Annotated in this window: 13 protein-coding genes and 1 pseudogene; 9 read left to right on the top strand and 5 right to left on the bottom strand. The window is 67.7% G+C overall.

Going from position 1 to position 12,891, the window contains the following annotated elements; genetic code table 11:
* Positions 1-32 precede the first annotated feature (32 nt).
* The 3 genes from L6444_RS01885 to L6444_RS01895 are packed head-to-tail and all read left to right on the top strand — an operon-like array spanning position 33 to position 2,896.
* The gene (locus tag L6444_RS01885) at positions 33-1,145 is read left to right on the top strand and encodes a Re/Si-specific NAD(P)(+) transhydrogenase subunit alpha (protein WP_236980018.1); all 1,113 of its coding nucleotides are present in this window, start codon (positions 33-35) and stop codon (positions 1,143-1,145) included.
* Complete coding sequence (locus L6444_RS01890) at positions 1,146-1,475, top strand: NAD(P) transhydrogenase subunit alpha part 2 (RefSeq protein WP_236980020.1); 330 nt, start codon at positions 1,146-1,148, stop codon at positions 1,473-1,475. It abuts the gene before it with no gap.
* Positions 1,472-2,896 carry an NAD(P)(+) transhydrogenase (Re/Si-specific) subunit beta gene (locus tag L6444_RS01895; RefSeq protein WP_236980022.1) on the top strand — a complete coding sequence of 475 codons (1,425 nt, stop codon included), beginning with the start codon at positions 1,472-1,474 and terminating at the stop codon, positions 2,894-2,896. The genes L6444_RS01890 and L6444_RS01895 overlap by 4 nt, the downstream gene beginning before the upstream one ends.
* A gap of 18 nt (positions 2,897-2,914) precedes the next feature.
* On the opposite strand, the gene L6444_RS01900 is transcribed toward L6444_RS01895, so the two are convergent.
* Positions 2,915-3,040: a hypothetical protein gene (locus L6444_RS01900; protein ID WP_236980024.1), complete on the bottom strand. Its 126-nt coding sequence runs from the start codon at positions 3,038-3,040 to the stop codon at positions 2,915-2,917.
* Between the two features lie 139 nt (positions 3,041-3,179).
* Between L6444_RS01900 and L6444_RS01905 the strand changes: the two genes are divergently transcribed.
* Positions 3,180-3,800, top strand: coding sequence for a TetR/AcrR family transcriptional regulator (locus L6444_RS01905; protein WP_236980026.1), 621 nt, complete (start codon positions 3,180-3,182; stop codon positions 3,798-3,800).
* A 12-nt stretch (positions 3,801-3,812) separates the two neighbouring features.
* On the opposite strand, the gene L6444_RS01910 is transcribed toward L6444_RS01905, so the two are convergent.
* A complete protein-coding gene (locus L6444_RS01910) occupies positions 3,813-5,240 on the bottom strand; it encodes a PE family protein (protein WP_236980028.1) in 1,428 nt (475 codons plus the stop codon).
* A 211-nt stretch (positions 5,241-5,451) separates the two neighbouring features.
* Between L6444_RS01910 and L6444_RS01915 the strand changes: the two are divergent.
* The 3 genes and pseudogenes from L6444_RS01915 (at position 5,452) to L6444_RS01925 (ending at position 8,694) form a co-directional block, all read left to right on the top strand.
* Positions 5,452-6,565 (top strand): annotated as a pseudogene (locus L6444_RS01915) (NAD(P)H-dependent amine dehydrogenase family protein).
* 27 nt (positions 6,566-6,592) lie between these two features.
* The gene (locus tag L6444_RS01920) at positions 6,593-7,342 is read left to right on the top strand and encodes a glucose 1-dehydrogenase (protein ID WP_236980030.1); all 750 of its coding nucleotides are present in this window, start codon (positions 6,593-6,595) and stop codon (positions 7,340-7,342) included.
* A complete protein-coding gene (locus L6444_RS01925) occupies positions 7,342-8,694 on the top strand; it encodes an FAD-binding oxidoreductase (protein WP_236980032.1) in 1,353 nt (450 codons plus the stop codon). The genes L6444_RS01920 and L6444_RS01925 overlap by 1 nt, the downstream gene beginning before the upstream one ends.
* Positions 8,695-8,711: 17 nt before the next feature.
* Here L6444_RS01925 and L6444_RS01930 read toward each other — a convergent pair whose 3' ends face one another.
* Genes L6444_RS01930 through L6444_RS01940 form a run of 3 tightly spaced genes read right to left on the bottom strand, consistent with a single transcriptional unit; the run spans position 8,712 to position 10,939 of the window.
* Positions 8,712-9,260, bottom strand: a complete 549-nt coding sequence (locus L6444_RS01930; protein ID WP_236980034.1) for a TetR/AcrR family transcriptional regulator — start codon at positions 9,258-9,260, stop codon at positions 8,712-8,714.
* A complete protein-coding gene (locus L6444_RS01935) occupies positions 9,257-10,102 on the bottom strand; it encodes a thioesterase family protein (RefSeq protein WP_236980036.1) in 846 nt (281 codons plus the stop codon). Before L6444_RS01935 ends, L6444_RS01930 begins: the two co-directional genes overlap by 4 nt.
* Before the next feature lie 18 nt (positions 10,103-10,120).
* Positions 10,121-10,939, bottom strand: a complete 819-nt coding sequence (locus L6444_RS01940) for an SMP-30/gluconolactonase/LRE family protein (protein ID WP_236984587.1) — start codon at positions 10,937-10,939, stop codon at positions 10,121-10,123.
* Between the two features lie 148 nt (positions 10,940-11,087).
* On the opposite strand from L6444_RS01940, the gene L6444_RS01945 reads away from it, so the two are divergent.
* Together L6444_RS01945 and L6444_RS01950 are read left to right on the top strand one after the other, a co-directional pair.
* Positions 11,088-11,969, top strand: a complete 882-nt coding sequence (locus L6444_RS01945) for an acyl-CoA thioesterase (RefSeq protein WP_370653138.1) — start codon at positions 11,088-11,090, stop codon at positions 11,967-11,969.
* A gap of 6 nt (positions 11,970-11,975) precedes the next feature.
* Positions 11,976-12,890, top strand: a complete 915-nt coding sequence (locus L6444_RS01950) for an LLM class F420-dependent oxidoreductase (RefSeq protein ID WP_236980040.1) — start codon at positions 11,976-11,978, stop codon at positions 12,888-12,890.
* Position 12,891 lies beyond the last annotated feature (1 nt).

The following is a 12,891-nucleotide window of genomic DNA, read 5'->3' on the forward strand; positions in this document are numbered from 1 at the left end:
GGCAAAAACATCAGAAAGTGGATGTACGCGCCATGACAGAAGCGCAGGCAGGACTCGTGAAGGTCGGGGTGGTGGCCGAATCCGGGGCCGACGAGCGGCGCGTTGCGTTGGTACCCAAAGCGGTAGCCGGACTGGTGAACAACGGCCTGGCCGTGGTGGTCGAATCCGGCGCCGGGGAGCGCGCGCTGCTGCCCGACCAGCTCTACATCGATGCCGGCGCCACCATCGGTGACGCCTGGGCGGCCGACATCGTGGTGAAGGTGGCGCCACCGACCGCCGAGGAAGTGGGCAAGCTGCACAGCGGGCAGACGCTGATCGGCTTCCTGGCGCCGCGTAACAAGGACAACTCGATCGGCGCGCTGACGCAGGCCGGTGTGCAGGCCTTCGCCCTGGAGGCGATTCCGCGTATCTCGCGGGCACAGGCGATGGACGCGTTGTCGTCGCAGGGCAACGTCTCCGGTTACAAGGCGGTGCTGCTGGCGGCCTCCGAGTCCACCCGGTTCTTCCCCATGCTGACCACCGCGGCGGGCACCGTGAAGCCGGCCACCGTGCTGGTGCTCGGCGTCGGCGTGGCCGGGCTGCAGGCGCTGGCGACGGCCAAGCGACTGGGTGCCCGCACCACTGGATACGACGTGCGGCCCGAGGTGGCCGACCAGGTGCGCTCGGTGGGCGCGCAGTGGCTGGACATCGGCATCGACGCCGCCGGCGAGGGTGGGTATGCCCGCGAGCTCACCGACGACGAGCGCGCCCAGCAGCAGCAGGCGCTGGAGAAGGCGATCAGCGGCTTCGACGTGGTGATCACCACCGCGCTGGTGCCCGGCCGCCCGGCGCCGCGGTTGGTGACCGCCGCCGCGGTCGAGGCGATGAAGCCGGGCAGCGTGGTGGTGGACCTGGCCGGCGAGACCGGCGGCAACTGCGAGCTCACCGAGCCCGGCCAGACCGTCGTCAAGCACGACGTCACCATCGCCTCGCCGCTGAACCTGCCGGCCACCATGCCCGAGCACGCCAGCGAGCTCTACAGCAAGAACATCACCGCCCTGCTGGATCTGCTGATCAAGGACGGCAAGCTGGCCCCCGACTTCGACGACGAAGTCATCGCGGATTCCTGTGTGACGCGGCCCAAGACGGCCGGAGGAGAGGCGTAGATGTACGACGAGCTGTTGGCCAACCTCGCGATCCTGGTGCTGTCCGGTTTCGTCGGGTTCGCGGTGATCTCCAAGGTGCCCAACACCTTGCACACCCCGCTGATGTCGGGCACCAACGCCATCCACGGCATCGTGGTGCTGGGCGCGCTGGTGGTGTTCGGCGAAGTGGAGCACCCCTCGCTGGCCGTGCAGATCATCCTGTTCGTGGCGGTGGTGTTCGGCACGCTGAACGTCATCGGCGGCTTCATCGTCACCGACCGGATGCTGGGCATGTTCAAGGGCAAGAAGAAGGCCCTGCCCGCGGCGAAATCTGAAGAGGCCGCCAAATGAACTATCTGGTGATCGGCCTCTATATCTTCGCGTTCTCGCTGTTCATCTACGGCTTGATGGGCCTGACGGGTCCGAAAACCGCGGTGCGCGGCAATCTGATCGCTGCGGTCGGGATGGCCATCGCCGTGGCCGCCACGCTGGTCAAGATCCGGCACACCGAGAGCTGGATCTGGATCATCGCCGGGCTGGTGGTGGGTGTGGTGCTGGGCGTGCCGCCGGCGCGGCTGACCAGGATGACCGCGATGCCGCAGCTGGTGGCCTTCTTCAACGGTGTCGGCGGCGGCACGGTCGCGCTCATCGCGCTGGCGGAGTTCATGGAGACCAAGGGCTTCTCGGCGTTCCAGCACGGCGAGTCGCCGACCGTGCACATCGTGGTGGCCTCGCTGTTCGCCGCGATCATCGGGTCGATCTCGTTCTGGGGCTCGATCATCGCGTTCGGCAAGCTGCAGGAGATCATCTCCGGGTCGCCGATCGGGTTCGGCAAACTGCAGCAGCCGGTCAACCTGCTGCTACTGGTCGCCGCGGTCGGGGCCGCGGTTGTCGTCGGCCTGCACGCACATCCGGGCACCGGCGGGGCGTCGCTGTGGTGGATGATCGGCCTGCTCGCCGCGGCCGGCGTGCTGGGCCTGATGGTGGTGCTGCCCATCGGCGGCGCCGACATGCCAGTGGTGATCTCGCTGCTGAATGCGATGACCGGGCTGTCGGCCGCGGCCGCGGGCCTGGCGCTGAACAACACCGCGATGATCGTGGCCGGCATGATCGTCGGCGCCTCCGGTTCCATCCTGACCAACCTGATGGCCAAGGCGATGAACCGGTCCATCCCGGCGATCGTCGCCGGCGGGTTCGGTGGCGGCGGCGTGGCCGTCGGCGGCGGTGACAGCGCAGACAAGACCGTCAAGGCCACCTCGGCCGCCGATGCCGCGATCCAGATGGCCTACGCCAACCAGGTGATCGTGGTGCCGGGTTACGGCCTGGCCGTCGCGCAGGCACAGCACGCCGTCAAGGACATGGCCGCGTTGCTGGAGGCCAAGGGTGTGCCGGTCAAGTACGCGATCCACCCGGTCGCCGGCCGGATGCCCGGGCACATGAACGTGCTGCTGGCCGAGGCCGAGGTCGACTACGACGCGATGAAGGACATGGACGACATCAACGACGAGTTCGCCCGCACCGACGTCGCGATCGTCATCGGCGCCAACGACGTCACCAACCCGGCGGCCCGCAACGACGCGTCCAGCCCGATCTACGGCATGCCGATCCTCAACGTCGACAAGGCCAAGTCGGTGATCGTGCTGAAGCGTTCGATGAATTCCGGGTTCGCCGGCATCGACAACCCGTTGTTCTACGGGGAGGGCACCACGATGCTGTTCGGGGACGCGAAGAAGTCGGTAACTGAGGTCGCCGAGGAACTGAAGGCGCTCTAGACAGGCCAGACAGGCGTTCTAGACGGGCGGGTAGGCCGGCGGCGGGTAGCCGTTGCCGTCCTCGACGCCGCGCAAACCCCAGGTCAGATAGCTGAAGAAGAACTCGATCTCGTCGCTTCCGTCGTAGTCAGGACTCGGGTCCATAAGGCCACCTCTCGTCTGGTGTTCGACTCGCGACTGAATACCCGGGCAAGTCTAGTCCCATCCACGTCGCGGCGACAGGTGGTGCCGCCCGTAAACTGTCCAACCAGTTGATTGGTAAATGCGACGATAGTGAGTAAAGATGCCGTCCGAAAATGGCCTTTCGCGGCGCGAGGAATTGCTGGCTGTTGCCACCAAATTGTTCGCCGCCCGCGGCTACCACGGCACCCGGATGGACGACGTCGCCGACGTGATCGGGCTGAACAAGGCCACCGTCTACCACTACTACGCCAGCAAGTCGCTGATCCTGTTCGACATCTACCGTCAGGCCGCCGAGGGAACGCTGGCCGCCGTACACGACGATCCGTCCTGGACCGCCCGGGAAGCGCTGTACCAGTACACCGTTCGCCTCTTGACGGGCATCGCCGGCAACCCCGAGCGGGCTGCGGTGTACTTCCAGGAGCAGCCCTACATCACCGAGTGGTTCACCACCGAACAGGTCGCCGAGGTGCGCGAGAAGGAAGCCCAGGTCTACGAGCACGTGCATGGGCTGATCGACCGCGGCATCACCAGCGGTGAGTTCTACGAGTGCGACTCGCACGTGCTGGCGCTCGGCTACATCGGCATGACGCTGGGCAGCTACCGCTGGCTGCGCCCGAGCGGGCGGCGCACGGCCAAGGAGATCGCCGCCGAGTTCAGCACGGCGCTGCTGCGGGGGCTGATCCGCGACGAGGCGATCCGCACCACGTCGCCGCTGGGCTGAGGGGGGCCCCGGTCAGTTGAAGATCGGCGGAATGATGTCCAACACGTCGCCCAGTGCGCCGCTGAGCAGCGACACCGCGGTCACCGGCGACTGGCTCAGGCTGGGGCCGAGGTAGAAGTTCAGTCCCGGGTTGGTGGACGGCACCCACGGATAGGCGTCGGGGAAGTGTTCGGGACCCCACCAGCCGGCTTCGACGCCGATCTCCACCGCGGCGCCGTAGGGTCCCTGCCACAGCGACTGGCCCAGGTAGTAGGCGACATTGACCGGGTTGGGGATGTTGATCAGCCCGGCCGGGGTGGGCAGGTTGGCATAGCCGTCGTTGTAGCCGAGGTCGACCATCACCCGCAGCGCCGGCTGCAGCACATCGGCAATGGGCGGGCCGGCGTAGGGGATGTCGCGGATCGGCTGCAGCAGCGGCAGGTTCTGGGTCGGGAACATGTAGTACTGGGTGTGGCCGGTGTACCCGGGTGAGGTCGGCAGTTGGATGGCGGTGCTGGCCGACAGCGTCGGGTACTGGTTGTGCACGTAGAAGTAGCCCATCACCGCGTTGACGTCGGCCAGGACGTTCAGCGGGTACTGCGGAGCGTGGGCGATGCCGTCGTACTGGGCGGTGAAGATCTGGGTGGGGTACGGGTTGTTGGCCGGGGTGGCGCCGTTGAACGTCGCGTCGAGGATGGGGATGTAGAACCCGGGGAAGCGGGACAGCAGACCGCCGTTCGGGTTGTTGCCGGCGGCGGCCATGAGGAAGGACAGCTGGCCCTGGTAGGGCGAACCGGCCGCCATCAGCGCAACGATTTCGTTGTTGATGATCGAGGCGCTCTGCGAATAGCCGAACGCGACGACGTTGTTTCCCAGACCGATCTGCTGGCTGATCGCGCTGTTCAACAGGCTCACGCTCTTGGCGACGGACTGGTTGTAGGTCATGGTGCCCAGGTCTGGGGTGACCGGCCAGAACTGCTCGGGGGTGAACAGTGCCTTGGGAATCCAGCCCGGCAAAAGCTTTTGGATCCACCACTTTTGGATGTCCGCGAGGTACTCGGCGGTGGGCAGCGGATTGTTGGTGCCGCCCATGATCAGCGCGATGTTCTGCCCGGCCGCGGGCAACGCCGCCCCCGAGGCACTCAAAATTCCGCCGGCCGCGTTCGCCAACACGGTGCGCGCGGCGAGCTCGGCCTCGGCGTAGGCGGTCCCGGCGGCCGCGAGTGCCCGGGCGAACTCGCTCTGGAAGGCGTTCGCCTGCCGGACTACCTGCTGGTACTCGGCGCCGAAGTCGTTGAACAGCGCGGTGATTGCCGTCGATACCTCGTCGCCGGCGGCTGCCAATACGCCCGAAGTCGGACCCGCGGCCGCGGTGCTGGCCGCATGGATCGCCGCGGCGATCTCGTCGACATCGGTGGCAGCTGTCGCAAGCGAGTCGGGTGCAATGAGTAGCTGTGACATGGCCCCCTCGCCCCTCCTTCCCCGCAACCACGGGTATCGGGTATCAGAGAGCGTAGAACGGCTGTGGGCCGAATTCAGGCGTTTGGCGAAGCTTTGTTACTCGGGGGTTGGCTGGTCGCCGCACCGGGATCGGTCAGTGCCGCCGCCGGGCCGAAAAAATTATGGACTAGTGTCTAGAAAACTGCAGTGCCGCGGGATGGAGGGACCACTCATGCCAATTCGTGTCGCCCATGTGGGCACCGGAAATGTCGGCGGTCTGGCCCTTGCCGAACTCATCGCCAACCCGGCGTTCGAACTCACCGGGGTGTGCGTGTCCACTCCGGAGAAGGTCGGCAAGGACGCCGCCGAACTGTGCGGGGTCGGTCTCGATGACACCGGCCACGCCGGTGTTCCGACCGGGGTCAAGGCAGTCGACGACCTCGACGTGTTGCTGGCCACCCGACCCGAGTGCATCGTCTACTGCGCGATGGGCGACACCCGGCTGCCCGACGCGATGGCCGATGTGATGCGCATCCTGGCCGCCGGGGTCAACGTCGTCGGATCCTCCCCCCGGTCTGTTGCAGTACCCGTGGGGCGTAATGCCCGACAAGTACATCGCGCGGGTGGAAGATGCTGCCCGACAAGGGAAGTCGAGTCTTTTCATCACCGGCGTCGACCCCGGTTTCGCCAACGACCTGATCCCGTTCGCACTGGCCGGCACCTGCCAGCGCATCGAGTCGGTGCGCTGCATGGAGATTCACGACTACGCCAGCTACGACGGCGCCGAGGTGATGCATTACATGGGCTTCGCCCGGCCGCTGGACGAGGTGCCGATGCTGTTGCAGCCGGGCGTGCTGAGCATCGCCTGGGGCACCGCGATCCGGCAGTTGGCCGCCGGCCTGGGCATCGAGGTCGACGAGATCACCGAGTCCTATCAACGGGAGCCGGCGCCCGAAGACTTCGACATCGCCGTCGGCCACGTCGCCAAGGGCACGCTGGCGGCGCTGCAATTCGAGATCCGCGGCATGGTCAAGGGACGCCCGGTCATCGTCATCGAGCACATCACCCGGCTGCGGCCCGACCTGCGGCCCGACTGGCAGCAACCGGCCGCCGGCGGCGGCTCGTACCGCGTCGAGATCACCGGGGAGCCGTCCTACGCGGTGGACATCGTGCCCAAGAGCCGCAAAGGCGACCACAACCACGCGGCGATCGCCGGCGCGGCCGGACGTATCGTCAACTCCATTCCCGCGGTACTAGCCGCGCCGCCCGGTATCCGGACCACGCTGGACCTGCCGCTGGTCACCGGCAAAGGCCTGTACAGCCCCAACGATCTAGTCGCCACGTAACGAGTTCTCGGAAAGGAGCCTGGCCGCATGGAACGACCCGGACGGGTAGAAGGCAAGGTCGCGATCATCAGCGGCGGCGCCCGGGGGATGGGCGCCGAACACGCGCGCCTGCTGGTCGCCGAGGGCGCCAAGGTGGTGATCGGCGACATCCGCGACGACGAGGGCAAGGCGCTGGCCGCCGAGATCGGCGACGCCGCACGCTACGTCCACCTCGACGTCACCCAACTCGATCAGTGGGAGGCCGCGGTCGCGACGGCGGTCGGGGACTTCGGCAAGCTCGACGTGCTGGTCAACAACGCCGGGATCGTCGCCGCCGGGCCGCTGCGCGAATTCCGGATGGACAAGTGGCAGCAGGTGCTCGACGTGAATCTGACCGGCACCTTCCTGGGCATGCGAGTGGCCGTGGACCCGATGACGGCCGCCGGTGGCGGGTCGATCATCAACGTGTCCTCGATCGAGGGGATCCGCGGTGCGCCGATGGTGCATCCCTACGTGGCGTCCAAGTGGGCGGTGCGCGGCATCACCAAGTCGGCGGCCCTGGAGCTGGCGCCGCTCAACATCCGGGTGAACTCGCTGCACCCCGGCTTCATCCGCACCCCCATGACCGCCCACCTACCCGAGGACATGGTCACCATCCCGCTCGGGCGGCCGGCCGAATCGCGGGAAGTGGCCACCTTCGTGGTGTTCCTGGCCAGCGACGAAGCGTCCTATGCGACGGGCAGCGAGTTCATCATGGACGGCGGCCTGGTGACCGACGTGCCGCACAAAGAGTTCTGATGCCGGCGAGCCTCACCGACCAGCTGGCCGAGTTGGTGGGCTCCAAGCACCTCGTCACCGACCCCGACGTCCTGGCCGGGCGCAGCGTCGACCACACCGGCCGGTACCGCGGTCGCGCCAGTGCGCTGGTGCGCCCGGGGTCGGCCGCCGAGGTCGCCGAGGTGCTGCGGACCTGTCGCGACGCCGGGGTTTTCGTGACCGTGCAGGGCGGCCGCACCTCGCTGGTGGCCGGGACGGTTCCCGCACACGACGACGTACTGTTGTCCACCGAACGGCTTTGCGCGGTAGGCGAAGTCGACGTGGTGGAGCGCCGGGTGCGGGTGGGCGCAGGCGCCACACTGGCGGCGGTGCAAGGCGCGGCCGCGGCGGCGGGCCTGGTGTTCGGGGTGGACCTGTCGGCCCGCGACACCGCGACCGTCGGCGGCATGGCATCCACCAACGCCGGGGGACTGCGCACGGTCCGCTACGGCAACATGGGCGAACAGGTGGTCGGGCTGGAGGTGGCGCTGCCCGACGGTTCGGTACTGCGCCGGCACAGCCGGGTGCGCAGCGACAACACCGGCTACGACATGGCGTCGCTGTTCGTCGGCGCCGAAGGCACGCTGGGGGTGATCACCGCGCTGGATCTGCGGCTGCACCCTGTTCCGGCGCACCGGGTGACCGCGGTGTGTGGGTTCGATTCGCTGGACCCGCTGGTGGCGGCCGGTCGGTTGTTCGCCGAGGTGGACGGAATCGCCGCGCTGGAACTGGTCGACGGCCGGGCAGCCGCCCTGAGTCACGAACACCTGGGTGTTCCGCCGCCGGTGGCCGGGGACTGGCTGCTGTTAGTGGAGTTGGCCGCCGACCACGACCAGACCGAGCGGCTGGCCGAGTTGCTCGACGGCGCGCGACTGTGCAGTGAGCCGGCCGTCGGCGTGGATCCGGCTGCGCAGCAACGGTTGTGGCGAGTGCGCGAGTCGCTGGCCGAGGTGTTGGGCGTGTACGGGCCGCCGCTGAAATTCGACGTCTCGCTGCCGTTGGAATCGGTGGGCGAATTCGCTTCTGGTGCCGTGGATTTGGTGGGTAAGCATGTTCCCGACGCGGTGCCGTTGCTGTTCGGCCATATCGGCGAGGGCAACCTGCACCTGAACGTGCTGCGCTGCCCGGTCGAGCGGGAGGCGGCGCTGTACTCCGAGATGATGGAGCTGATCGCCGGGTGCGGCGGCAACGTCAGCTCCGAGCATGGCGTCGGCACTCTCAAGCGGCCATATCTGAGCATGTCCCGGGAGCCCGCCGACATCGCCGCGATGCGCACGGTGAAAGCAGCCTTCGACCCGACGGGGTACCTGAACGCCGCGGTGCTGTTCGACTGAGATTTCTCGGCGCAGCTTCAGTCCGTCGTTTTGATCCCCACCGCATGGCGCAACTGCGCCAGGAACTGCTCGGCGTCGTCACTGCGAACGACGTAGTGCGAGATCGCGATTCGGATCACCGTCGCGGCCTTGACCGCCGCGTTGGGTCCGGGGATCAGCCGCTGCAGACCCGCCCGCATCTCCGGGATCACCCCGGACATCTGCGCGATGACGTGCTCGGGTTCGATGTCGACCATCCGCACGCCCGAATACGAATACTGGTAGTCGACGATGAAACGCATTGCGGCGTCCAGTCTTTCGACGCCCTTGAGCCCGGCGGTGGCCTTGGCCAAGCCCCTTTCGAACACTTCGCGCTCGTAGCGCGAGAACGCCGACATCAGCTCCTCTTTGGAGGCGAACCAGCGATACAGCGTGGGCCGCGACACCTGGGCCTGGGTCGCGACCTCCGACAGGCTGAGCTTGGTCTTGCCGCTGCGGGCCAGGACTTCGGCGGTGGCCGCCAGGATGCGTTGACGGGTTGAGCTGTCGGTGTCGAAGGCGTCGGTCACTTCGGGAGCTTGGCTCATGCGTCCACCTTCGGCTGCTTGGGAGGCCTCGGCGGCCTGGGTCGCACCAGTACCGACTGCTGGATGGCGCCGACCGCACTCTGTTCGTCGAACAGGGTTCCGACCGTGGTACCGATGCCGTCCGGCCCGTAGCTGGTCTCGGCGCGGATGCCGATCCACTCCCCTTCGGGGACCCGGAAGACGTGCACGGCCAGGTCGGTGTTGAGGAACGTCCACTTGCTGATGTCCAGCTTGCTGCCGATGCCGTTGGCGCAGTCGGCCACCGCGAACAACCGTTCCAGCGGGGTCATCGCTTCACCTGCCACCAGGGATGCGGTCGGCTTGATCCACGATTCACCGGGGCCCTGGGTCAGGCGTTCGGTCAGCCACAGCCACTGCAGGCTGTGCACGTAGTTGCGGTCCCAGTTGCGCGCCTTCATGTCCCGGTCGTGCGCCTCGGACCGCGGGCGGGGCATGGGCGCCGACGCATTCGCCGCGGCCGTGGTGTCGATCTGCTGCAGCCGCCAGCCGCTGGCCCGCGCCACCGGCCGGGGTTCGCCGTCGGGTCCGGGTGCCAGCATCTCGGCGGTCACGAGTTCGATCTGCTTGCCGCCACGTTCCAGTCGCGAGCGCACCCACAGGTCACCGTCGGCAGGGACCGGGCCGAGCAGGTCGACCACCACCCGGCTCAGCCGGGTGTCGTCGCGTTGCTCGCAGCGCTCCAGCGCGCGGGTCAACAGCGCCGATACCGGGGCACCGTGCTGGATCGACGACGACCAGGTGCCGCGGGCCAGGTCGGTGGCGCGGAACTTCTCGCCCCTCGGGTCGGCGCTGTCGAGCAGCTCGTAGTACGAGTCGGACAATGCATCCACCTTCACGTGTCAGGGCAAGCCGGCGCCGGGGACCTCGACCCGCACGGCGTCCAGCCTTGCCAGCCGGGTGCCCACCAGGCGTTGGGGATAAGCATCGGTGCTCGACAGCAAAAACAGGGTGCGGCGCTCCGGGCCGCCGAGTGCGCACGCGATCGCCACCCGATCACCCATGTCGATGCGGTCCGTCACTTCGCCGCCGGCGGTGATCCGCTCGAACTGGTGCGCCAGCGTCATCGCCGCCCATACCCCACCGTGGGCGTCGAGCGCGATGCCGTCGGGCGGGCCGTCGAGATTGTCGGCGAAGATCCTGCGGTCGCGCAGCTCGCCGTCGTCTCCGATGGTGAACGCCGTCAGCCGGCGGCCCATCGACTCGGCGACGATCAGGCTGCGGCGGTCTTCGGTGATCACCATGCCGTTGGGAAAATCGAGGTCCTCGGCGACGACGGTGGCGGTGTCGTCGGGGTCCAGCCGGATGATGGTGCCGCCTTCGAAAGCCTGTGATCCGATGTAGGCGCGGCCGGCGTCGTCGATCACCATGTCGCCGAGGCTGGCCGGGGTGAGTCCGGAGAGGTCGGCGACCGGAACGATGGTGTCGCCGTCGTAGTGCAGCACGGTGCGGTCTTCGGCGGAGACGATCAGCAGGCAGCCGTCGGGCCGGAAGCCCAGCCCCGACGGCGAATGGCCGGGCAGCGGCACGGTGGTCAGCGAGCCGCGCATGTCGCAGGTGTGCACGGCCTCGCCGAGCATGTCGGAGAACCAGAGCAGCCCCTCGAACCAGCGCGGCCCCTCGCCGAAGCAAAAGCCGTGGGCCAGCGGCGACGGCGCCAGAGTGCCGTTACAAATCACTGCCAGAGTGTCAGGCACCGCGGGTATTGCTGTCAACGCGCGTTATCTTGTGATGCCATCGGTTAGCTTTACAAACAATGCGCAAAGTGTCACGCTGAGCCGTGAGCTGCCGGAGCGAGGGGTGAGTGCGTTGACGACGGAATCCGAACAGGTGCAGTGGTCGGTCGAGAGCCTGCTGGAACTTTTCGAAGTACAGCCGGCGGGCCCCGACCGCTACACGGCCGAGACCGGGCTGGCCGGACAAGACGGCCGCCAGGTGGTGGAGGGCACCCAGGTGGTGGCGCAGGCGATCGTGGCGGTGGCGAACCGCTTCAGCGGCAAGTCGGTGCGCTCGGCGCACGCCGTGTTCGCCCGCGCCGTCATGGTGGGCCCGCCCATCGAGCTCGTCCTCGACGTGCTCAACGAGGGCCGCTCGACGGCCACCGCCATTGTCTCGGTGCTGCAGAACGGCAAGCGCTGCGTGGTGGTGACCTTGCTGACCGACGTGCCCACCGGCGACGTGATCCGTCACCACCTGACCCGGCCCGACGTGGTGTCACCCGCCGAGGCCAACCCGGCGCACATGCCGATGATCGGCCGGGAGCTGCGGCTGGTCGACGTGGTCGACGTGAACAGCCCCGACGAGGTCGGCCCACCCGAGCTGTACGCGTGGTTGCACTACGACCCCATCCCCGAACGCGACGACCTAGCCAAGGCCCTGATCGCGTATTTCACCGGTCACCTTGGCATTTCGACCACCATGCGGGCGCATCCGGGTATCGGCACCGCGCAGGCGCACCTGACCGTGTCGACCGCGCCGATGTCGATCTTCGTGTCGTTCCACGAACCGGTGCAGTGGGACGGGTGGCTGCTCTACAGCCACGAGAGCACCCAGGTGGGTGCGGGAATGTCCTATGTGCGCGGTGCGGTGCACACCGAGGACGGCGACCTGTTGTGCTCGTTCGCCCAGGAGGCACTGATCCGGCCGCTGCGCACCAGCGACACCTCGATCGAGGCAGCAGCGAGGTTCTGAAATCCTATGCGCTTCACCATCACCCACCCGATGCACAGCCATCCGTACAACCCGGAGCTGGCGGGCGGGGCGGGCATCGCGACGGTGGCGGCGGCGGCCGAGAAGGCTGGTTTCCACGGCTTCGGCTTCACCGATCATCCGGCCCCCTCGCAGCGGTGGCTGGATGCGGGCGGGCATGATTCACTGGATCCGTTTGTCGCGCTTGGCTTTGCGGCGGCTAAGACGTCCACGTTACGGCTGATCCCGAACATCGTGGTGCTGCCCTACCGAAACCCGTTCGTGGTGGCCAAGTCTGGCGCGACGCTGGATCTGCTGTCCGAGGGACGATTCACCCTCGCCGTCGGGGTCGGTTACCTGCGGCGGGAGTTCGCCGCGCTGGGCGTCGACTACGACGAGCGCGCGGCGTTGTTCGAGGAAGCGCTCGAAGTGATCCGGGCGATCTGGACATCCGACGACATCACTTATCAGGGAAAGCATTTCGATGCGCGCGGCATCACCGCGCACCCGCGGCCGGTGAGCCGGCCGCCGATCTGGGTGGGCGGCAACACCACCACGGCGCGGCAGCGGGTCGCTCAGTTCGGTGACGGCTGGTGCCCGTTTCCCGCGCCGGCCGGCTTGGCGCGCACCGCGGGCACCGCGCCGATGGATTCGCTGGAGATCCTTGCCGCGGGCATCGAGGACTTACGGCGGCGCTGCGAGAAGCTGGACCGTGACTGGTCGGCGCTGGACGTGACGTTCACCAACTCCGAGGGTGGTAGCCCCGCGACGGACGACTTTGCCGCGGACACATATCTGGACGGCCTGGAAAAGCTTGCCGCACTGGGCGTTACCTGGGTGTCGGTACACCTGCCCGGCGACAGCCTGGCGCACGTGCTGGAGACCATCGACCGGTTCGGCTCCTCGGTGATCGATGTGATCTGAC

The sequence above is a fragment of the Mycobacterium kiyosense genome (assembly GCA_021654635.1).
GTDB classification, from domain to species: Bacteria; Actinomycetota; Actinomycetes; order Mycobacteriales; family Mycobacteriaceae; genus Mycobacterium; species Mycobacterium kiyosense.

Coding starts and splice junctions, on each gene's coding strand:
- L6444_RS01900 (WP_236980024.1), bottom strand. CDS start 3,040: ATGGACCCGAGTCCTGACTACGACGGAAGCGACGAGATCGAGTTCTTC.
- L6444_RS01890 (WP_236980020.1), top strand. CDS start 1,146: ATGTACGACGAGCTGTTGGCCAACCTCGCGATCCTGGTGCTGTCCGGT.
- L6444_RS01925 (WP_236980032.1), top strand. CDS start 7,342: ATGCCGGCGAGCCTCACCGACCAGCTGGCCGAGTTGGTGGGCTCCAAG.
- L6444_RS01895 (WP_236980022.1), top strand. CDS start 1,472: ATGAACTATCTGGTGATCGGCCTCTATATCTTCGCGTTCTCGCTGTTC.
- L6444_RS01920 (WP_236980030.1), top strand. CDS start 6,593: ATGGAACGACCCGGACGGGTAGAAGGCAAGGTCGCGATCATCAGCGGC.
- L6444_RS01905 (WP_236980026.1), top strand. CDS start 3,180: ATGCCGTCCGAAAATGGCCTTTCGCGGCGCGAGGAATTGCTGGCTGTT.
- L6444_RS01885 (WP_236980018.1), top strand. CDS start 33: ATGACAGAAGCGCAGGCAGGACTCGTGAAGGTCGGGGTGGTGGCCGAA.
- L6444_RS01950 (WP_236980040.1), top strand. CDS start 11,976: ATGCGCTTCACCATCACCCACCCGATGCACAGCCATCCGTACAACCCG.
- L6444_RS01930 (WP_236980034.1), bottom strand. CDS start 9,260: ATGAGCCAAGCTCCCGAAGTGACCGACGCCTTCGACACCGACAGCTCA.
- L6444_RS01910 (WP_236980028.1), bottom strand. CDS start 5,240: ATGTCACAGCTACTCATTGCACCCGACTCGCTTGCGACAGCTGCCACC.